Genomic DNA, 22320 nt, shown 5'->3' on the forward strand with positions numbered 1-22320 from the left:
TTTTTTTATATTTGTTGAATACTTTAATCGTTAAAACAAGCATCCTTGCAAAAACTAACTGCCAACACCCGACAGCTCTATCCCTTTCTCATTCCCTATCTCATTCTGCTTATCCTGGTTCTTGTCTTCAAAATACTATATTCCAAAGAGGATATTTATTTCTTCATCAACGGACTTCACTTCCCTGCGGGTGATGTTTTCTTTCCGTACATGACTGAAGCCGGTAGTTCCGTCTCCGCTGTAGTGGCTTGCCTGCTCCTGCTTTTCGTCAGTTACCGCAGCAGTGTATTGATGGCCTCCAGCCTCATACTGACTACACTGATCAACGTACCGCTGAAGAACCTGTTCTTTGCACCAAGACCCAGGCTCTATTTCGCCCAGCATACCCGCCCTATTTACTACGTGCCTGATGTCGAAGTACTGGCCAACAATTTCAGCTTTCCCTCCGGACATACTGTATGCGCGTTCACCATGGCTGTTGTACTGACATACATTACTCCGCGGAAAGCTTTCGGATACCTTTATCTCGTGCTGGCCCTCCTGGTGGCTTATTCCCGGATGTATATGAGCCAGCATTTCCTGGAAGACGTGACAGCAGGTTCTGCGCTCGCAACCATCGTTACCGTCGTATGGCTCTCCTGGTTTGATAACAGGCCCTTTTTCAGCGATCCGCGCTGGAATGGCTCCCTCAGCCGGAAGAGGAATGCTGCGTAATATATACCGCAAATAAAAGCTCCCTGGCCATCGACCAGGGAGCCTGAAGATTTTCTTTACTGAGACCGTGTAACAGTTGCTTCACGCAAAGGCAGAATTCTTGTCTGCACAGTTCCTTCCAAACATGCTTACGACTTGCCTTTCTTTTTCTGATGTGGCAGAGATGCCGGTGGTGGTGGCGGTGTTGCAGGTTTTGCAGTTGCAGGTTTTGCGGGTTCTTTTCCAAATTCCTCTTCCGTGATCGGCTCGCCCCTTCTGTAATATTCTTTCGTCATCTTACCCTCTTCATCGTATATCTTCCACATCCCGTTCCGCTGAGAACTGCCATCCCGTTTCACTTCCTCAAACCGCTCTTCTCCCGTAATAGGGTCTACGATCCGGTAATTGTCTATCTCTCCATCAATCCCCATTGCCACAAAAGATCCTTCAGCGCTTACCAGGCCATTGGAATAAAAATAACGGCTGTAGCCATTCAGCTGACCATGCTTGTAGGTTTCCTCTGCGATCAGCGCGCCGGATAAAGCGTATTTTTTCCATACACCCTCCTTCAGGTTATCGACATAGGCCCCCTCCCAGGTATAGCCCGGTTCCCCGCGCACTTCGGGCATCTCCTCCTGCCATTCGCCCTGTTTGCGCTGCTGTGCGTCCACTTTGTTGGGCTTTATCTGCGGCATCTGCGCAAAAGCGGCCAATATCATGAACTGTAGAAATAAAAAAACACTCACTTTTCTCATAGGAATAATTTCAGCAAAAGTACTCATAAAAAAAAACCGGCACAACAAACGTTGCGCCGGTACTCAAATCGTCTTTTTGCTTTAACCTCTTTTGGTTCCTATTTACTTAACTTAATGTCAGCTACCTTCGTATTATCACCCCGCTTCACGGTAATACCCGTGATGGTAGTGTCCTTATAACCATTTGAAGCATTTACAAACAGATTGTATGTACCTGCTTTCAATCCTCTCACCTTATACTGCCCGTCTATCCAGGGTAAAGCATAGGATGTGTCCTTGTCGTTGTACACAGTGATCACAGGGAAAGCATCCCGTGGAGTAACCCTTCCGGAAATGCTGCCGGTCTGTTTCAATGTGAATACATGGAGCACAGGACGCAAAATGAACTGTCCCTGACGGGTCTGGATGATAGAACGGTCAATGTCAAAATCGAGCCAGAGGCGGAAATTCTTGTCAGAGAATTCTTCCCACTCGTCATGACGCACCTGGATAACAATTTTTACCTGGCCGGAAGGTGATTTCAGCGGATAAGTAGTGCTGTCCTTCACAAGGTAGTTGTTGTCGCCCAGGGTGATCCTGATCTTTTTCACCTGGCCTTCAGGTACGATGCCGTCGCCCAGCAGCGTGTCAGCGCCATTGCGCAGGGATAATACATCATACACGCCGGCACGGATGCCAAGAGAATCCCACACATCGCAGTCATCCTTGTCACCGCGGTGGTCTTCCCACCAGCCGCAACGCTCGTAGTCATTGTCCCAACGGTCGTTGTCGTCATCCGCATCAGTCGTACAGGTATCTACCAGTACTTCCACTTTACGGATGTCCAGGAATACATTGTCGAAGTAACCCGGATCGTCAGCGAAATAAACACTTAATCTTTGTTGCCCTTCACCAGGTGACATGGACGCGGAGTTGTCCTTCTGGCAGGCATGGAAAGCGAAAGCCAGCAATACTAATGCGGCTAATCCCCATCCGGTAGTTCGGAGATAGGTCTTCATAAAAAGAATGGTTTTGGTTAATAATACGCCCGCGTCAGTAGGATTGCTTCCCTGAGTAAGGGCAGTATTTTAGATGGCAAAAATAAACAAAAGTTTAACAGAGAAAGAAAAACTGTTATATGTTTATAATCTCATCTTTGTCAACCACTTACATTCTTATCGTACAACTCTTTTCAAAATAGTCGCGCCCAGCGGGGGTATACGCAGGCGCAATACATGACTTTTACCGTTAAATGGTTCCTGCTGCGCAGTAAGAATACCGGTGTTAACTACGCCGCTGCCAAAGAAACGGCGATCGTCGCTGTTGAGGATCTCCTCCCATTCGCCGCCGCCTTCCAGGCCCATGGCATAGTGCTCACGCGCTTCAGGCGTCATATTCAGGATGATCAGTATATCCTCTTCCGGTTTGTACCCCTTACGCAGGTAGGACAGCACACAGATCTCATAATCCGTTAAATTTACCCATTCAAAACCATAATAGTCAAACTGTTTGATGTAAAGCGCGGGCTCTGATCTATACAAATGATTCAGTTGCTTCACGAACTCCTGTAAGCCCTGGTGTGACTCATGCACGAGCAGATGCCAGTCCAGCTCTGAACGGTAATTCCACTCGCTCGTCTGCCCGAATTCATCTCCCATGAACAGCAGTTTCGTTCCGGGATGTGTGAACATGTAACCATACATCAGGCGCAGGTTGGCAAATTTCTGCCAGTCATCTCCCGGCATCTTGTAGAGCATGGGCGATTTGCCATGTACCACTTCATCATGACTCAGTGGCAACATGAAGTTTTCCGTAAACGCATAGGCTATACTGAACGACAACTGGTCCTGGTGCCATTTACGGTGATAGGGATCGCGTTTGAAATAGGCCAGTGTATCATTCATCCAGCCCATCATCCATTTCATGCCAAACCCCAGTCCTCCCATAAAGACGGGTTTGGACACGCCATAGAATGACGTAGACTCTTCCGCAATGGTCTGTACATCGGGGAATAAACGATAGATCGTTTCATTCATGTTTTTCAGGAAAGAGATGGCCTCCAGGTTCTCTTCTCCCCCATGTATATTAGGCTCCCAGGCCCCCGTGTCCCGGGAATAGTTCAGGTGGATCATAGACGCCACCGCATCCACACGCAAGCCGTCCACATGGAATTTATCCAGCCAGAAAACGGCGTTGCTCAACAGGAATGAACGCACCTCATTACGTGCATAGTTGAAAATATAACTGTTCCAGTCAGGATGATATCCTTTACGCATATCCGCATACTCATACGCATGCGAACCGTCAAACCTGTACAGGCCATGCGCATCGTAAGGGAAATGGGATGGCACCCAGTCCAGTATCACACCGATACCTGCATGGTGAAAGGCATCGACAAAGGCCATAAAATCCTGCGGAGAACCATATCTTGACGTAGGCGCATAATACCCTGTACCCTGATAGCCCCAGGAGCCATCAAAAGGATGCTCCATCACTGGCATCAGTTCCACGTGCGTAAAGCCCATTTCTTTCACATAGGGCACCAGCTTTTCAGCGATTTCTCCATATGTGTAGAATACTTCATGATTATGCTTGTCCGGACGGCGCCAGGAACCCAAATGCACTTCGTATACAGTGAACGGGCTTTCCAGGCTGTTGTGCGATTTGCGGCTTTCCATCCAGCGTTTGTCCTTCCACTTATAGTCCAGGTGCCAGGTCACGGAAGCCGTTCTCGGACGTACTTCCCAGTAATTGGCATAAGGATCGCCTTTGCGAAGCTCCTCCCCTGAATTTGAACGGATAAAATATTTATAGAGAGCGCCTTTCTTCACATGTGGCACAAAGCCTTCCCATATACCGGACTTGTCCCATCTGGGGTACAAAGTGTGACTATAATGGTCCCAATCGTTGAAATCGCCGATCACGGAGATGAAGGCGGCATTAGGCGCCCACACTGCAAAATAGGTACCTTTCACCCCTTCATATTCCACTGCGTGTGCACCGAATTTCTCATATAAATGTGCATGTTTTCCTTCCTGGAAAAGCTCTACATCCCTGGCTGAGAACAAGGAAAACGGTACTACTGCCTGTAGTTTCGGCTTTTTTTCTGTTGTCATAATTACGGTGCACTAAGGGTGACAATATAACGTAAATTTTCGCATTTTGTCCCGCATACTCTGGTGAAAAAGCAAGTTTCAGACCATTTAAGACTGCGGTAATATCAAAAGAAAAAGTCCACAGACAATAGCCAGACATTCGAATGACTACCATCTATGGACTGAATATTATGCCTGCCGGTCCGGAACTGTTGCCCCTAACCGCTCAGCTATTAATATCTCTTTTTAAAACCGGGACGGCCAGCTCCGCTTCCGCTGCTGCTACCTTCCCAACGTCTGCCACCGCTACCGCCTTCACGTGGAGGACGGCTGCCACCGGAACGGCGTTTATCGCCATCCTGTGACATTTCGATGCGCACGCTGCGGCCATTGTATTCGGCCTTCTTGAACGTCTGCTGGAATTTCTCCACCACATCGTTCTCTACTTCAAAGAAGGAGTAAACACCCTTCAGGTCAATACGGCCGATCTTGTTACCACGTACGCCACTGGTATCGCACAGGTAGCGTAACATGTCACCACGGGTAAAGTCATCTACAGAACCCAGGTTGATGAACAGACGGGTAAATTTACTGTTGCTGCTTCTGCGGTCAGCACCATCTCCCAATGTTCTCCTTTCTTCCTTCACGTTCAGGTCAGGCGCATCCTGGTAGTATTCCAGGAACTGGTTAAACTCCAGGGAAGCAAAACGTTTGATGATCTCTTCCTTTGTCATGGACGCAAACTCTTCGAATATGCGTTCCAGGTAAGGCTCTATCTGCTCTTCGTTTACTGTTACGTTGTGTACTTTGTGTACCAGTCCAAACAGCTGTTTTTCACATACTGCGAAACCATCCGGTACTTCTACTTTGGTGAATTTCTTACCGATCACTCTTTCGATCTGGCGGATCTTTCCGATATCGCGACCGCTGATGATAGCGATGGATACGCCGGATTTACCTGCACGCGCCGTACGGCCGGAACGGTGAGTATAGTTCTCAACGTCGTCTGGCAGTTCGTAGTTGATAACGTGTGTTACATTGTCAACGTCGATACCACGGGCAGCAACATCTGTAGCCACCAGTACCTGCAGTGATTTCTCGCGGAAACGTTTCATTACCTTGTCACGCTGTTGCTGTGTAAGGTCGCCATGCAGTGCATCGGCATTATAACCGTCACGGATAAGTGATTCTGCAATTTCCTGTGATTCTATCTTGGTACGGGTAAAGATGATACCGAAGATCTCAGGGTTGAAATCCACGATACGTTTCAGCGCCGCGTATTTATCGCGCGGGCGTACCACGTAGTATTCGTGCTCGATATTGGCATTGCCACTGTTCTTGTTACCTACAGTCAGTTCAAAAGGATCTGACATGTATTTCTGCGCAATACGGCGAACCTCCTGCGGCATAGTAGCGGAGAACAACCAGGTGGTCTTCTCATCAGGTGTATTGGATAATATATTGTTGATGTCTTCCTGGAAACCCATGTTCAGCATTTCATCTGCTTCGTCCAGTACAACATAACGTACGTTGGCAAAATTCACCGCTTTTCTTTCGATAATATCGAGCAGGCGGCCGGGAGTTGCTACTACGATGTGCACTCCTCTTTTCAGATCACGCAGCTGCTGCACGATGCTGGAACCACCATACACGGCAACGATGCTTACATCACCCAGGTGCTTGCTGAAGTTCTTCAGGTCATTGGTGATCTGTAAACATAACTCACGTGTCGGACACAAGATCAATCCCTGCGGATGACGTTGTTTAATATCAATCTGCTGTAACAGCGGCAGGCCAAATGCTGCCGTCTTACCTGTGCCCGTCTGGGCCAAACCTACAAAGTCCCTGTCACCCCCTAATAACACAGGTATAGCTTTCTCCTGTATTGGCGTAGGTGCAATAAATCCCAGGTCCTGGATTCCTTTTAAAATCGGCTCTTGTAAGCCTAATGTTTCAAATGTAGTCATTGATTTGCTTTGTTCAGGCTCCGTCGGGAGCCTCGGTATACTATCTCAGCTCTCCTGAACTGATTAATTTTTTAAAGTGTTATATGGTCCGGTCAACACAATGGACATCACTGGTTGCATCATACCAGTTCACCTTCCAGGTCATAATCATATGCCCTGGTGATCCTTACATTGACAAAATCGCCGGGTTTCAGACGTTTGCTGGTGTTAATGATCACTTCATTATCCACTTCAACAGAGTCGAACTCTGTACGTGCCAGGTAACGGCCTGATTCTTTTTTGTCGACAATCACACGGAAAACCTTGCCAACTTTTTCCTGGTTCTTCTCCAGGGAAATTTCCTGCTGGACTTCCATGATCTCCTGCGCCCTGCGTTCTTTCTCTTCTGCAGGGATATTGTCTTCCAGCTCGTATGCGCTGGTGCCCTCCTCATGGCTGTAGGTAAATACGCCAACCCTGTCAAAGCGCATTTTTTCGAGGAAGGTTTTCAGTTCTTCCACGTCTTCCAGCGTTTCTCCCGGATAACCGGTGATCAGCGTGGTACGCAGACAGATACCAGGTACTTTTTCGCGAATGGCTGTAACAAGTTCCTCCATTTCCACGCGGGTGATCTGGCGCTTCATGGATTTGAGCATATTGTCAGCCGCATGTTGCAACGGCATGTCAATATAGTTACAAATATTGGGGAATTCATTCATTACGTCCAGCACTTCCATCGGAAATTTGTGCGGGTAAGCATAATGCAGGCGTATCCACTCCAGTCCCTTTACATTTGCCAGCGCCCTTAAAAGGTCGGCCAGCCGGCGCTGTTTGTACAGGTCCAGACCATAATAGGTCAGTTCCTGGGCAATCAGCATGATCTCCTTTACGCCTGAATTCACCAGTTTCTCCGCTTCTGCTACCAGCTGCTCAATAGGCCGTGATACGTGCCCTCCCCTCATCAGCGGGATAGCGCAGAATGAGCAGGTACGGTTACAGCCTTCAGCTATTTTCAGGTAAGCATAGTGCGTGGGAGTAGCCAGCAAACGTTCGCCGATCAGCTCCGCTTTATAGTCAGCATCGAATTTCTTAAGTATCAGTGGCAGCTCCATGGTACCAAACCATGCGTCCACACCCGGTATCTCCGATTCCAGATCTCCGCGGTAGCGTTCACTTAGACAGCCCGTAACATATACTTTTTCCAGGCGTCCGCGATTCTTTAATTCAACCTGTTCCAGGATAGTGTTGATAGACTCCTCTTTGGCCTTGTCAATAAAACCACAGGTGTTGACAACAACTATATTATGGTCTTTTTTGATGTTTTCATGCACCACATCGATGTCGTTGGCCAATAACTGACCACTGAGCACCTCGGAATCAACCATGTTCTTGGAACAGCCAAGCGTAATAATATTAACCTTATCTTTCTTTAAAGTTTTTGTCTTCAAGCGCGAATGTTTTTATCTGGCAAACTGGCCTGACACCTGTTTGCTTACCGCCACGAAGACATCCCAGACACGAACGGAGAGAACAGCGAGACTTACTGTTATGTGACTATGAAGCCTTAGTGGGGGTTATTTAACTAAAGAATTGCAAAGGTAACATTAAATTGCGAATTGTCAATTATTCGCTTGCGAATTATGTGTTAACAACTTTCCGGCGCTACACCTTGCCTCCATGCATTTAAAATGAAACCAGCGTTCAGGAACGCTGCCTGATAAGCAGCCTATCATGTTCACAATTCCGCCAGCTGGTACAAGCCTTTCTGTATGCCGGTTCCCGCAATCACAATTGCGCGGCCGCCGGTTAACAAAAAAAGAGACCTGGTATGGTCTCTCTATTATGCTAAGGTAACTAATACTATTTATTAGTTATCAATCATTTAAGCTAAACAAAGAATCTACGAATTCCTCCTTATTGAACACCTGCAGATCCTCCATCCGTTCACCTATACCAATGTATTTCACCGGTATTTTGAACTGGTTGGCGATAGCCAGTACAACACCACCTTTGGCAGTACCGTCCAGCTTAGTGATAGCCAGCGCAGTTACTTCTGTAGCAGCAGTAAAGTGACGGGCCTGTTCCAGCGCATTCTGACCGGTAGAGCCGTCCAGCACCAACAGTACTTCATGAGGTGCGTCTGGTATTACCTTTTTCATCACGCGTTTGATCTTGCTCAGTTCATCCATCAGGTGGGTCTTGTTGTGAAGACGTCCCGCGGTGTCTATAATGATCACATCCGAATTCTTAGCAGCCCCGCTTTGTACGGTATCAAAAGCCACCGCGCCCGGATCGGATCCCATTTGCTGCTTTACGATAGGCACACCTACCCTGTCGCTCCAGATGGTCAGCTGATCAACTGCCGCCGCCCTGAATGTATCTGCGGCGCCCAGCAATACGCTCTTGCCTGCTTTTTTGAAGTTGTAGGCCAGTTTACCTATGGTGGTTGTTTTACCCACCCCGTTCACGCCTACTACCATGATCACGTACGGTTTCTTTCCCTCCGGTGTCTCAAAATCACGGAAACCGCTGTCCGGAGCATCTACCAGCAATCCTGCAATTTCCTCCTGCAGGATCCTGTTCAGCTCACTGGTACCGAGGTATTTATCTTTCGATACGCGTTTTTCTATTCTGTCAATGATCTGTACGGTAGTATCCACACCAACATCAGCAGATACCAGCGCTTCTTCCAGGTTGTCCAGTACTTCTGTGTCAACACTGGCCTTTCCGGCAATGGCCCTGCCTATTTTGGTAAGGAAACTCTCCTTGGTCTTCTGTAATCCCTGGTCCAGGCTTTCCTTCTTCTCCCTTGAAAATAGTTTATTGAAAAAACTCATGGTGATTCTTTTGCGGCCGACAATTCCTACGTCAACAGGACGAGGAAGGGCGAATATACTGGTATTTTACGGTATAAGCCCCGGGTTTATTGACGTTTGTCGGTTGTTAAGGTGCGTAAGTTACAGAAAATACTTGACGGGTACCATTTTTGAGATAACACAAAAAGCTGTCCTGATAACGGACAGCTTTTTTAGTATAATTGGTAAAGCCGAATTACTTCTGGTTCATGTGCTCCTGAACCTTATCCTTGTGCACGATAGCTTCTTTAAAAGTATATGCACCGGTTTTAGGAGAACGTACCGCTCTGATCACTTTAGTCCACACTTTAGATTCCGCGGCTGCCTTAGCATCTTTTACTTTCGCGTTCTTGGAGGCTGCTTTTGCCATAATATTCTAGATTAAAAGTTAAAGTTAAAGTCAAAGGTTACCTGTTAATTGCTAATCGCGAAGGAATGCACTAACATGCTAACGATTAACGCTCAACAATAACGATCAATTACTTAATTTCTTTGTGTACAGTCACCTTTCTCAGGATCGGATTGTACTTTTTCAGCTCCAGACGCTCTGGAGTGTTCTTCTTATTCTTGGTGCTGATGTAGCGGGAAGTACCTGGCTGACCAGAAGTTTTATGTTCTGTACATTCCAGTATTACTTGCACCCTGTTACCTTTTTTTGCCATTTTGTATACAAATTAAGTTGAATGCTTACAATTAGATGTTCTGTCCAGCTGCACGCAAGTCCTTTACTACTGCATACAAACCATTCTTGTTGATAGTTCTTAAACCATCAGCAGATACTTTCAAAGAAATCCAGCGATCCTCTTCCGCCAGGAAGAAACGCTTTTTCTGCAGGTTGGGCAGAAATCTTCTCTTTGTCTTAATATTAGAGAAGGAAACATGGTGACCCGTGATCGGCTTCTTTCCTGTCACCTGACATACTCTTGCCATGATAGAAAAATTTTGGATTGCAAAAGTCGCGCTTTTTTATTGATTTTGCAAATAATTACAATCCGATTTTATTAACAATAGCGGAATGTGTAAATGTAAATTACAAATCACACCTCCTAATTCATTGAATATCATTAGCTATAGTAATCTAAAAAAGACCTCCAACCAAGATATCCACATTTTAAAAAAAACATAAAATCAGCTATCTATTTTACAACAGGGCCGCTTTTATGGCAATTACAATTACAAAAGTACAATTAAACTTCTCAGCACAGCACCCAATCTAACACTTTCCAGCACACGCTGCTGTGAAGTGCCATGTTTCAGCAAAGCCTCTTCATGGGAAGTCACACACATCTCACATCCGTTCAGCGCAGATACCACAAGGCTTACCAGTTCAAAGAATTCCTTGCCCAAAACCGGATTGGCCATAATGCTCATACGGATACCTGCCGGTGTAGCTGTATAGAACTCCTTGTTCACAAAGTGACGGAAACGGTAGTATACGTTGTTGGCATTCATCAGCGAAGTACAGCTGTAGATCTCAGCGATCTCCTTATCTGTAGCACCTTCCTGCGTAGCCAGCTTTTCAAACGCAGCCTGCAGCTCCACATGTTTCTCATTCGCGGCTACAGACAGTCCCAGCAGGTATGCTTCCTTTTTGGTCAGTGTAGTAGCTGATAATGAGTTGGTTACATTTATCTTAAGATCTTTCAGATAACGGGCGTCAGTATCGGCCAGGGTACGCAGGCGATCAGAAAGATTGGCTTCTGTCAACCCTACTGCCTGCAATAACTGCACAGCGGTATCTGTATTTGAAGTTGCGAACATAATATTATTTTTTTTAAATATTTAGCAGAAATAAAAAGTCCATAGCCGGACCCTGTATGGGACATCTGACTATGGACCGTAGAAATTAGTTAGCCTTGCTGGTCAGTGTAGCTTCACCTTTTTCCCAGTTGCAAGGGCACAGCTCGTCTGTCTGCAGCGCATCCAGTACACGCAGTACTTCCTTCACGTTACGGCCTACATTCAGGTCGTACAGGGAAACCCAACGTACAATACCTTCCGGATCAACGATGAATGTAGCGCGATAAGCGATCTTCTCGTTAGCTTCCAGGATACCCAGTTCATCAGCCAGTGACTTTGAAGTGTCAGCCAGCATCGGGAACTGCAGACCACGCAGGTCTTCGTGATCCCTTCTCCATGCAACGTGTACATATTCTGTATCAGTTGAAGCACCGATCAGTATAGCATCGCGGTCAACGAAATCCTGGTAGTGCTTGTTGAATTCAGCGATCTCTGTAGGACAAACGAACGTAAAGTCCTTTGGCCACCAGAACATCACCAGCCATTTGCCGGAATTCTTCAGTTCTTCGGAAGACAGTTCATAGAACTCCTTACCTTTTTCAATAGATACTACTGCTGTCTTCTTGAACTCAGGAAACTTTGAGCCTAATGATAATGTTACATTCTTCATTGCGCGTATATGATTTATTTACGTTTAATACCTGTTTACATGACGCCACGGGTATACCCGGTGTTCAATTTATATGATACCCTCGGTTGGTTTTGCTGAATATCGTGTTTACGTGATATTTCGCGGTTACATTCACCTGAATGGCTATATGTCTTTGCTGGTTAATTCGGGTGCAAAATTGCGGCTCTATTCATTATTAATCAAATAGATTTTCAAATACCTCACATTGAAAATCTCTATATAGGGCTAAAAACTGCTATCGTATTGCAATTCCCGGTTTTTCCGCGTAAAAAACCTGCGCATTAATACAATCTTAACATAATTTCCAGCCAAACCGAACAATTTGGCACGTTATTTAGTTACTATAGTAGTACCCGAATTTTAAATAAAAAGTAATAAAACGACAGGCTATGAAACTAAAAAACGTACTCTTGGTGATCTTTACGATTGGAATTGCACTCATCCCGTTAATTAAAAACAGTCTCGGCAAAAATGATGAATTTGATGCTACACAAGACCTGTTCATCTAATGGTTAACGCGCAAGATGGTGCCATGTCCTGTAATGTTGGCCTTCTCCCCGGAGAAGATGGCGTAGTATTGCTATAATTCTACACGATTCCCTGATGCCTTCAGGGTCAAAAATAGATAAGCCCAGCCAAAGGCCGGGCTTTATTATTTGTGTTAATCCATTGCAAATTGTCCGGTCACACTCCCTACATCTCAAGCGGTACCAATGACCATCTCTTCACCCAAAACGTTACTATTGATGTAGTTATATGTCCACAGACATCATGTAACATTGTTAATGATATCTTTGAAGCTACTGATTCCCAGTACTTTAGCTGTTCTAAATCCTTCAGCATGCGACACCCCGATTATTTTTCCGAAGGTCACATCCCGGTTGATCACACTGTCAAAAAATGCGGCAGAAGAAATATAAGTTTGTGGTTCCTTATCTGATGCCGTTCCCAGGAACTGGGTCTTGTAACACCTGATAGCTTCTTTTTTACGCTCGATCACCGCACTCGTATCTACCACAAAATCAGGCGTTTCATAACGGTCCTGCATAAAATGAAAGACCTGTTTCGGACGCCATGCCATCTGTGCCTGTCCATCCTCAAATGTCTCTACCTTTCTCAGACCAGCCAGGAAACAGCTATCAGCAATCAGACGGGCCGCCCTTCCATGGTCCGGATGACGGTCTTCAAATGCGTTGGCCAATACAATATCGGGTTGGTACTTACGAATTGCTGCGATTAGTTTCATTTGCTCTTCCGTATCGTTACGGAAAAAACCGTCACGCAACCCCAGGTTGTCCCTTACTGCCAATCCCATTACTTTGGCAGCCGCTGCCGCCTCTTCTGCTCTTGTTTCAGGGGTGCCGCGGGTACCCAGCTCTCCCCTTGTCAGATCCAGTACGCCTACCTTCATCCCCTGTGCCGCATGTACCATAAGGGTACCTGCACAGGCCAGCTCCACATCATCCGGATGCGCAGCTATCGCCAATATGTCTAGTTTCATCGGAAATATCCTTTCTTTTGGTGGAGTGCAAAGATAAGGGTTTACTTCGTCGTCTTACTACGGATCAACACCCACAACAATTTGTCGTTTGGCTCATAATCCTTTACAAGATCCTTTGCCACGTTAGGCGGCATAACAACAATGTCCTCTATGTTTTTCCGCTCCATCGCTGCCAGCATCTGGGGTACACTATTGTTGATCTGGGAACTGTCCAGCACATACTGAAAACTGCTGTCGCTTCCATGCTCCTTTAACACCTTCGCGTATGGCTGAGAGATCTCACTGAACATCCGGGTATAACGCTTGCGGGCAAAGTCGACAGTTTCTATGAAGATGACGCCATTTTCTCCCCGCGGACCATACTTTTCCTTCAGCTTAGCGCCCTTTACAATGTCTATCAGGGCGATCTTACTCGGGTCCAGTCCTTCCATTCCCTTTTTGCTCTCTACGCTGTCTACAAAGATCAGGGCATTCTCCGGAACACCCGGTATCGAACTCAGATCCTGTGCCATAGCGGCAGTCCTCCATACAAGAAGGCAGGTTATAATGATAAATCTCAAACGCATCTGTGAATTTACGGTAGAAATGTCACAATGCCGCTGCAGTTAGTATGGATGGCCGGAAAGCCGTGTCGCCGGGCTCTCGCGCTTTACAGGTCACCACATACATTGGCCCTTATTACCAATTCATCACCGCAACCTGTTGCTAACTGGAAATGAATTACAAAGCCATCGCGGCTCATATGAATAGATAGACCATCTATCACTCGGCTCTCAGGCTTTTCACCGGGTTCATCATCGCAACCTTCACCGCATGGTAGGAAATAGTCGCCAGCGCCAGAACGATATTCCCAAGCCCCGCCAGCACAAATATCCACCAGGGAACAGATATCCGGTAAGCAAACGCCTCCAGCCAGTTACTCATCGCCAGCCAGGCGATTGCGGTTGCCAGTAACAGGGCTACCCCTATCAATTTGAGAAAATCACTCGAAAATAAGAGGACGATATTCATCACTGATGCGCCTATCACCTTCCGGATACCAATTTCTTTTGTCCGCTGGACGGTTAGCAAAGAGATCAGCCCCAGTAATCCCACACAGCTGATCACAATAGCCAATACCGCCGCACTGCCAGTCAGCTTGTTCAGCAGGTCTTCCTTCTGATAAAACGCCGCTATCTGGTCATCCAGGAAATGATATTCGAATATATTATCCGGATAAACCGACTCCCAGAGCTGTTTTATCTGACTGATACTTTTCATGGCTTCCGTCCCTCCTATCTTAATCCCGACAAACGCATAATCCTGGCGCAGGGTAGCCATCAGCACCGGCTCTATATTACTGTGCAGGGAATGCAAATTGAAGTCCCTTACAACGCCTACAATGGTCCCCGGATGATCGTTCAGGGCACCCGCCACCATCTGGTGACCGATCACCTGCGACGGGTCGGAGAAACCCAGCTTGCGGACCATCTCCTGACTCACGAGGAATTCCCGGACGGTATCACTTTCCACCAGGTTCCTGCCAGCCACCAGCTGCAGTCCGAAAGTGTTGAGATAATGGGCATCTCCCAGGGTACAGAGTGCCGTATAATCCTCCCATTCCCGGTTATCAAATTTCACCGAACCCGCCCTGAAGCTTTCCGAAGACGGCGGCCGATAACAAAAACTCGCATCTTTCACGCCGGGCAGTTGCAGCAACTGGTTCTTCAGGTAATTGATATCCTTTTTACCCTGCTCCGGAACCGGCACCATCACTATCCCATCCTTCTTAAATCCGATATCGGTGTTCTTCAGAAAATTGAGTTGCAGGGTAATGACCAGCGTACAGATGATCAGCGACTGTGCCACGAGGTTCTGAAAAACGATGAGGCCTTTGCGTAGCCAGGGTTGTTTATTACCACCCGACGTGTGCTTCAGCAATCCCACAGGCTTAAATCTGCTGAGCACCAGCGCGGGGTACATACCGGCGAGGAATGTGATCAGGACGATCAGCAGTAACAAAGCTGCCGCCAGCGGCACATCCTGGAAAGGATGAAATTCCAGTCCAGTCCCTAGCCAGGGGTTCAGCAAAGGCAAAGCCAGCAACACCCACAGTATTGAAAGCATCGCGGCAGATAAACTGATGAAGGCCGTCTCGGTCATGAACTGCCAGAAGATGCCCATTACACTGCTTCCCAATACCTTGCGGGTACTGATCTCTTTTGCACGCACTGCATTCTGCGCCGTAGCCAGGTTGACGAAATTTACGCAGGCAATAATAAGGATCACAAACCCCACAATGCCGAGCGTCGTCAGCAGCGACCTGGAGACCATCCCCCCATACCTGGCATCAAAGTGCATTTCCTTTAATGGTTGCAGATGAAAATTATAGTACTTCGCCATCTCGCCCATATGCCGTTGTTTCACAGTTGCAATGGCACGATCGACCGCCGCAGCATTAACGTTGTCCGGCAACAACAGATACAGCGAATTTGATGAATTGATCCAGCCCCACTCTGTTTCAATAGCCGGATACATCTCGGTATAAAATACTCTCATAGTAGCCCGGGAAACGAATACGTCCACCTTTGTATCAGTATTAGCAGGATAATCCTTCAATATGCCTGTAATCTTTACCTCCACTTTATCATCCAGCCGGATCGTTTTACCCACGGGATCCGCATTCCCGAAATATTTTTCCGCCTGCCTGCTGGTCAGCACAGCGGTATTCGGTTCATCCAGCGCACTGTTGGAGTCTCCGGCCTTCCATTCATAATCGAACAACTCAAACCAGTGGCGGTCTGCAAAAGCAACATTGCCATGTTCAGCAAACAGCTGACGGGCGCCTCCCTGTCCGGGTACCGTAACGGTAATAGCCTGATCTCTGTAATTGCAGAATAAAAAAGCCTGGTTCTTTACCTGGGGTATCTCCGCGCGTATGGCAGCCGCCAGGGCCAGCGGAGCGCCTTTGTCGTATTGCACGGAACCGTCGTTCAGATGCAGATCAGAAACAACCCTGTACAGGTAGTCCCTTTTCTGATGATGCGCATCAAAATCGAGATGATAAGTAATAAACTGAAAGAGAATAAGACAGCAGGAAATACCAAGGGATAACCCAAGTACATTCAAAATCGTATAGAAAGCGTGCCGGCGCAAATTCCGCCAGGCCATCCTGCAATAGTTGCTGAGCATAACCGGTTTTTTGGCATAACCAAACGCTCAAAAAATATACCCCATAGTTATGCTATTCATAATCAGCAGAATGTATATACTACAGGTAAAAGATCTGTCCGTTTTTGTGACAATGCTTGTCCACTTTTTGAAAGCGATTGGGGGAACCTCGTAAATACTATGTTCCGCGACGACGCATTTATGTGAAGCCCCGAGTCCCCACTTGAACTACAACAACGCGCCCCCCGGAACGGAAGCCCTATCACCACATTAAAACAGACCATTACAGGATGATAATAAGCAGAAAATAAAGCAACAATAATTCCGCACTGTCCCGACCGGACACCTGTCGGCATTAACACAGAAATAATTGCAAAATGATTATAACAAGCAGAAAAAGAAGCAGTATGAAACGGGCAACGCACTTATCAACCTGAGGTAAACGCCTGGATAAGGTCAGCAGGTACGCCTCTGTTGGGAATTGATTGATTTTTAATCAATGAGGAATCAATTATACGCTCTGGAGCCTCGATACATCTCGATCTCCTGGACAATGGCCTCAATATCCTTATCTTCCTGGACATCATACTCGCTCTTCAGATTACCCCCAAAGAAGAAGGCCACCGTCTGCCACATCCTGGCGGAAAATCCACCTTTTAGTTCCTTGATGATCTCATAGCAGTTCTCTCCCGTTTCCCGGTTAATGAGTTTCATGAGCACCTTCCCCTGGTACACAGAGAGGTTCTCCAGTTTGTTCCCAAACTCAGCCTTCATCTTTTTCTCGACCTCAGCCAGGTATTTCTTCCGGTCACGCTTTTCCGGCAGTGAGGCCAGGTGGCTGTTGACATCTTTCAGTATTCTGGCTGCCGATTTGGCGTATGGATAAGTCACATACACTGCATTGCGCAGGCGAGTCCAGGCTTCTCTTTGTTTACGGAATTTTCGGGGGAGCTTATCTATCACCTCCACGATCCGGAGCGTGATGAAAGGGATGGTATCGGAGCCTACAACAACTGCACTCACCGCAATACTGTCCGCGCCCTGACGCGTCTGGGCAACAACCCTACTGCGCCCAGCGAGGCACAACAAGCTGGCTGACAGGATGATAAAAGCGATGAGACGGCGCATAAAACTCCTAAACTAATCTTAAAGTTATACTAAAGATATGCTAAAAAGTCGATAGCCCGCATTATCTTCTTCCGATCCACGCCCATACGTAAGAGGGCATTGTTTCAGTGATGATTTTCAGCATTTACACCCGGAAAACGGGCTCCATTGCCTATGAAAGATTGAATCCGTCTTGGGATAACGTCCGGTCCTTTCCCCCTTCCTACGGGTTGTAACGTTCGTCACAAATGTTCTTTGACGAACCTATACATCCTCCTCTTTCCCATTTTTCTGATTTTGGTTCAAAAGCAAAGCACCTCCTTTATGGTCAATTCCTCAAGATAGCTTACTAAAAATGCACATTGGGAGCATGATTTCCCTTTCTGTTTTCTTTACTTCACCATCATTTCCATATCATTTCACCGACATTTCTATATCGAAGATATACATATGACGGTAAAATGATATCCAGATGGCGGTATAGTGATATGGAGATATAGAGATCAAAGCGTATTCAGTATGGGCCAGGGTCTAAAAGATGCGGAAATGGCAGAAGGTTTGAAGCGGCGGTGAGGCAAAATCGAATTGTTACTGATGCGGCGCAAAGGCATGGTAAAGGCATGGCCAGGGCATGGTAAGAGCAAATACTATTGAATCATAACAGGTATATCAAAGGCATATCAAAGGCATGGTAAAGGCATGATAAGGATATGGTAAGATCGTCTCAGGTCTACCTCAATGGCCTGATTTAGATACTGAATTTATTGGTCAGATTGAGAATGCAGCATAAGCTCAAACCTCGTTAATTCATTAAAGCCCAATGCATAACGCAAAAATGCGGCAGCCCTAAATGAAATCGTCAGTCTGAAACAGCGGCGGTTCCAGGTGGAGATCACTGGCCTTCGTTGTTTGAAGTATGCCCAAACGCCCCACCAGGGGTTTAATGAGATTTCCAATCGCCCGACACGACCTCCCATCGTTCCATAGCAGGAAACTTCAAAGAACGCAGCCAGTGGTCCCACCTGGAACCGAAGCAATATCACGAAGCAAAAAAAATCCGCAACAGCTACGCCATTGCGGATCAATATCTTAGAAAAACGATTAGCTACCTTGCTCTATTCTTTTGTAAACAACAAGACCAATCAGCACTACCTACACAATTACAATGATAAATATCGGCCATAAGTCAACCGTAATAAACTTTGAAAGATTACCTCACCGGCAACAACCCCAGTTTCTCTTCAGCAAACGAATCAATCGCCTTCTCGACAGACGGAATATCCTTCCCCGTCAGATAACACCCCATCACATGCGCCCCGGCATTCGGGATCGCCACTGTTTCCTTCAATGAAGCCGGTGTTCCCAACTGCTTCTCCATATCCAAAATAGCAGATACCCTGACCGTCGCGTCCTGATGCTGTTCATCCTTGTAGTAATACAGGTTCAGCGCCGGTTGTTTAACAGCACGGAAGACGGAAGTCTCCATCGTAGTCTCCAGCAGATTTTGCAGCTCAGAAACAGCCTCGAGGCGGTACCGGTTATACCAATACTTCCCTACCTCGGAATTTTCCGGAACAGATTCCCGGTACTTGCCTTTACAGACGAACCGCGCCAGCTGCAATCCCCACGGATTATTACTCAGGAAAGCCAGATCGTTGTTGATAGCGATATTAGGCGACATGTTAATGATCGCAAAGACGTCATTGGGATAGGTTGCCGCCAGTTTTAACCCCAGCGTGCCACCGGTAGAGCAGGTCACCAGGATCACTTTCTCTCCGAGGGCCTTGCCAATACTCAGCGCCTCCTTGGCGTCGTTCCAGAGACCAGTGGCCGTCATGGTCAGCAGCGGTTCGGAAGTGTCCAGACCATGGCCATCCAGGCGGGAAAGGTACATGTTACAACCATACCTCTTGGCAAAGTCGCGGTGTACGGGATCGCCCTCCTCCTGACTGGCTGAAAAGCCATGCAGGTATACTACGCTGTAAGGTGTCTTCTGATGCAGGGTATCATACCATACAATACGCGCTTCGTTGTTGGGCTTCAGCTTGTGCCGATGCTCTTTGACGCTCACATATTGTTCTAAGGCGTAGGATTGCTGGGGTACGGCGGGGAGTAATGGATCGTACCGGGGATTAGCGGGTCTTGGACCCAGGTAATATATAATTACCAGGATTGATATTACAATCAGGGATATTCGCAGCCAGCTGCTTTTCATGGGAGTGGTGTATTATTTTGATCCGGGGATGCAGGATGTTCTGGCCCCCGCATCCCGGATCAAAATGTTATGACTGAATCTTTTTTGCCTTATTCGCCTTCACCCGGTATACAATGCTCATTATAAATCCGATGATCATGATCAGAATGCCTATCCATAGTACATTGATGAATGGGAAGATAAAGGCTTTCATCACAATATAGTCCTTAAAAGTATCCGATTCCTTTACTTGTAACAGGATCTTTTTTTCTTTCGGCAGTATTTTGCTGAAACGCACATACAAGGACAGCGGTGCTACGGTGTCAGCGATGGATATCTCACGTGTACTGTCGCGCAGGCAATATACCGGCAACAGGTTATACTGTTCGTTATTCTTGGTGAATACCTTCAGCTGCGCACCCACAGCCAGATCGTTCGGCTCTGCTTTATAGTTCGGATTGTTCGGCTGCGGTTGTATACCCTCCAGTATCATATAACCGTTGGCGAAGAATACAGAGTCGCCCGGCGCTATTTCATGAGAGCTGTACTGGGCAGTGTCGCTCGCTTCGTCCTTGATAGGCACAGCTGTGATATAAGTAAAGATATCTTTCGTCAGATAGTGCCTGGAATCAGGATTCGGCGTCAACTGTTGCTGGCCTTTGTTGCTCAGGAAGGCGTCAGGATGCAGGGTGAATTTCTCCAGGATATTTCCGTTCTCAGGATCACGGCGCTCATATCTCACCAGGTAATAAGTCTTCGCATCGCCGGGCGCTATGGAGTCGCCGGCATAAGTCACGTGGTAGTCTCCCATCTGCACCGGGAAGTTCTTAGGCAGCATCAGGTTCTCCCTGGGGTTCTCCTTGCTTTCTTTTCCGAAGAAACCACCGTCCAGCATCTTCATGCGGTCGATAGAGATCACTTCGCGTTTGGAAGCGGAGATCAGGATACCCAGCAGCACCATACCGAAGCCCACGTGGGCGATAGAAGCACCCGCCGCTCTCAGTTTACCTTTCTGGCCAATGAAGATGTATGCCGCATTACCAATGATAGCATAAACACTACAGAACAACATGATATAAATAGCCACCAGGAAACCAGCGCCGTAAAGATCATAGTTGATATTGCCGAAGATGCCTATTAGCCCTGTAATTACAAGGCTCAGAATAGTCGGGATGGCTATTTTCTTTGTAAAGAACCCTTTAGGTGTATCCTTGTATTTCAGGTACTGTACCACAGCGGTCAGCAGGCCCAGTACAATGGCGATCCAGATCTGGATCTTATTGTAGTGGAATACACCGTCGGACGGTGGCGCAATATCCTGCTGCAGATTCAGCAGTTTCTTGATACCCAGTCCGTTAATGATCTTATTCCATACAGGGATAGAAGTGGTGAAAGTGATCTGTATAGCGGCGATCATCAGCACCAGCGATCCGATGAACAGCCAGAACTCACGGGAGTAAGTACTTTCTTCTTTTACGACGGATGGGATCTCTTTCCTTCTTGCGATCAGCATCACAAAACCAGGTATCGTAAATACCGCCATGTACAACAGCAACTGTCCACTCATCCCCAGGTCGGTAAAGGAGTGTACGGAGGTATCCCCCAGCACACCACTACGGGTCAGGAAGGTGGAATACAGGATGAGAATAAAGCTGATCAGGAAAAAGAAGAAGGTAGACTTCAGCGCGTGACCGGAGAACTTAAACGCCAGCAGCGTGTGAATACCTGCTACCAGCGTTAACCAGGGCACCAGGGAGGCATTTTCTACCGGGTCCCACGCCCAGTAACCGCCGAAGGTGAGCGATTCATAAGCCCAGGCAGCTCCCATCATAATACCTGTACCCAGCATCATGGCCGAGAACAGTGACCAGGGCAATGCCGGTTTGATCCATTCTTTGTAATCGCGGGTCCACAGACCGGCAAAAGCATATGCGAAAGGAATAATGGTAGACGCAAATCCCAGGAACAGCACCGGTGGGTGGATCACCATCCAGTAGTTCTGCAGGGACAGGTTCAGGCCATTACCGTCGGTGATGAAGTCGAGGTAGTTAGGGTTAGACACCCAGGGTAGTCCCAGGTTCTCTTCCGCCTGACGCAACAGCAGGAATGGGTTGCTGCCCACACGGTAACCCAATATATAAATACCGATCAGCATACTGCCGAGGCAAATCTGCGCAAAAGACAGTACGGTCATTACAGGCGCTTCCCATTTCTTACCTACACGTAAGAGGATAAGGCCCAGAATGCTATGCCAGATGGACCACAGGAGGAAGCTACCTTCCTGGTCGGCCCAAAAGCTGGACAGGAGATAACTCACCGGCAGATCGCGGGAAGAGTTCCTCCATACATATTTGTACTCGAAATAGTGATTGTATAAAGCGTAGTACAGGCTGCCGAAAGTAGAGAAAACGGCCAGTGCCTGAATAATGAAGGCCCAGCGGGCCAGTTTCTTCCATGATTCTTTTAACAGTTCCTCTTTAGACTGCACCGACATGAAATAGCTTGCTGTAGCCACCATCGATGCAACAAAAGCCAATACCGCTGAAAAATGCCCTAACTGTCCGGGTAACAGATGCTCCCCTATATAATTTGTGTTCAAAACCTGCTAGTATGA

The 22320-nt window shown here is 47.2% G+C and carries 18 protein-coding genes; 1 reads left to right on the forward strand and 17 read right to left on the reverse strand.

All coding sequences use genetic code 11. The annotated features are described in order from the left end of the window. The first annotated feature begins 45 nt into the window (after nucleotides 1-45). Nucleotides 46-714, forward strand: a complete 669-nt coding sequence (locus L3C95_RS14810; protein WP_236388749.1) for a phosphatase PAP2 family protein — start codon at nucleotides 46-48, stop codon at nucleotides 712-714. A 128-nt stretch (nucleotides 715-842) separates the two neighbouring features. Here L3C95_RS14810 and L3C95_RS14815 read toward each other — a convergent pair whose 3' ends face one another. The 17 genes from L3C95_RS14815 to ccsA all read right to left on the reverse strand — a co-directional run bounded on the left by L3C95_RS14815 (nucleotide 843) and on the right by ccsA (nucleotide 22305). Next, nucleotides 843-1448 carry a toxin-antitoxin system YwqK family antitoxin gene (locus L3C95_RS14815; protein WP_236388750.1) on the reverse strand — a complete coding sequence of 202 codons (606 nt, stop codon included), beginning with the start codon at nucleotides 1446-1448 and terminating at the stop codon, nucleotides 843-845. A 98-nt stretch (nucleotides 1449-1546) separates the two neighbouring features. Beyond that, nucleotides 1547-2446 carry a DUF4382 domain-containing protein gene (locus L3C95_RS14820; protein ID WP_236388751.1) on the reverse strand — a complete coding sequence of 300 codons (900 nt, stop codon included), beginning with the start codon at nucleotides 2444-2446 and terminating at the stop codon, nucleotides 1547-1549. Between the two features lie 156 nt (nucleotides 2447-2602). Then, a complete protein-coding gene (glgB, locus tag L3C95_RS14825) occupies nucleotides 2603-4543 on the reverse strand; it encodes a 1,4-alpha-glucan branching protein GlgB (protein ID WP_236388752.1) in 1941 nt (646 codons plus the stop codon). Nucleotides 4544-4755: 212 nt separating this feature from the next. Further along, entirely contained in the window at nucleotides 4756-6489 is a 1734-nt protein-coding gene (locus L3C95_RS14830) for a DEAD/DEAH box helicase (protein WP_236388754.1), read from the reverse strand. Between the two features lie 119 nt (nucleotides 6490-6608). After that, nucleotides 6609-7916, reverse strand: a complete 1308-nt coding sequence (gene rimO / locus L3C95_RS14835) for a 30S ribosomal protein S12 methylthiotransferase RimO (RefSeq protein ID WP_236388756.1) — start codon at nucleotides 7914-7916, stop codon at nucleotides 6609-6611. A gap of 426 nt (nucleotides 7917-8342) precedes the next feature. Then, nucleotides 8343-9305, reverse strand: coding sequence for a signal recognition particle-docking protein FtsY (gene ftsY, locus L3C95_RS14840; RefSeq protein WP_236388757.1), 963 nt, complete (start codon nucleotides 9303-9305; stop codon nucleotides 8343-8345). Nucleotides 9306-9519: 214 nt separating this feature from the next. Beyond that, complete coding sequence (locus L3C95_RS14845; protein ID WP_089835999.1) at nucleotides 9520-9693, reverse strand: DUF4295 domain-containing protein; 174 nt, start codon at nucleotides 9691-9693, stop codon at nucleotides 9520-9522. Between the two features lie 109 nt (nucleotides 9694-9802). Further along, nucleotides 9803-9985: a 50S ribosomal protein L33 gene (gene rpmG / locus L3C95_RS14850; RefSeq protein ID WP_012790733.1), complete on the reverse strand. Its 183-nt coding sequence runs from the start codon at nucleotides 9983-9985 to the stop codon at nucleotides 9803-9805. Nucleotides 9986-10016: 31 nt separating this feature from the next. After that, nucleotides 10017-10253 carry a 50S ribosomal protein L28 gene (gene rpmB / locus L3C95_RS14855; protein ID WP_089836001.1) on the reverse strand — a complete coding sequence of 79 codons (237 nt, stop codon included), beginning with the start codon at nucleotides 10251-10253 and terminating at the stop codon, nucleotides 10017-10019. A 243-nt stretch (nucleotides 10254-10496) separates the two neighbouring features. Beyond that, nucleotides 10497-11084: a carboxymuconolactone decarboxylase family protein gene (locus L3C95_RS14860; protein ID WP_236388758.1), complete on the reverse strand. Its 588-nt coding sequence runs from the start codon at nucleotides 11082-11084 to the stop codon at nucleotides 10497-10499. Between the two features lie 85 nt (nucleotides 11085-11169). Continuing rightward, nucleotides 11170-11733 carry a peroxiredoxin gene (locus L3C95_RS14865; RefSeq protein ID WP_236388759.1) on the reverse strand — a complete coding sequence of 188 codons (564 nt, stop codon included), beginning with the start codon at nucleotides 11731-11733 and terminating at the stop codon, nucleotides 11170-11172. 790 nt (nucleotides 11734-12523) lie between these two features. Next, complete coding sequence (bshB1, locus tag L3C95_RS14870; protein WP_236388760.1) at nucleotides 12524-13255, reverse strand: bacillithiol biosynthesis deacetylase BshB1; 732 nt, start codon at nucleotides 13253-13255, stop codon at nucleotides 12524-12526. Between the two features lie 41 nt (nucleotides 13256-13296). Then, complete coding sequence (locus L3C95_RS14875; protein WP_236388761.1) at nucleotides 13297-13821, reverse strand: hypothetical protein; 525 nt, start codon at nucleotides 13819-13821, stop codon at nucleotides 13297-13299. A 196-nt stretch (nucleotides 13822-14017) separates the two neighbouring features. Next, the gene (locus L3C95_RS14880) at nucleotides 14018-16426 is read right to left on the reverse strand and encodes an ABC transporter permease (protein ID WP_236388762.1); all 2409 of its coding nucleotides are present in this window, start codon (nucleotides 16424-16426) and stop codon (nucleotides 14018-14020) included. A gap of 486 nt (nucleotides 16427-16912) precedes the next feature. Then, a complete protein-coding gene (locus L3C95_RS14885; RefSeq protein ID WP_236388763.1) occupies nucleotides 16913-17533 on the reverse strand; it encodes a DUF4294 domain-containing protein in 621 nt (206 codons plus the stop codon). Between the two features lie 1189 nt (nucleotides 17534-18722). Continuing rightward, nucleotides 18723-19727 carry an alpha/beta hydrolase gene (locus L3C95_RS14890; RefSeq protein ID WP_236388765.1) on the reverse strand — a complete coding sequence of 335 codons (1005 nt, stop codon included), beginning with the start codon at nucleotides 19725-19727 and terminating at the stop codon, nucleotides 18723-18725. A 67-nt stretch (nucleotides 19728-19794) separates the two neighbouring features. After that, entirely contained in the window at nucleotides 19795-22305 is a 2511-nt protein-coding gene (gene ccsA / locus L3C95_RS14895; protein WP_236388767.1) for a cytochrome c biogenesis protein CcsA, read from the reverse strand. Between the last annotated feature and the right edge of the window lie 15 nt (nucleotides 22306-22320).

It is taken from the genome of Chitinophaga filiformis, from assembly GCF_021646545.1.
Taxonomy (GTDB): domain Bacteria; phylum Bacteroidota; class Bacteroidia; order Chitinophagales; family Chitinophagaceae; genus Chitinophaga; species Chitinophaga filiformis_A.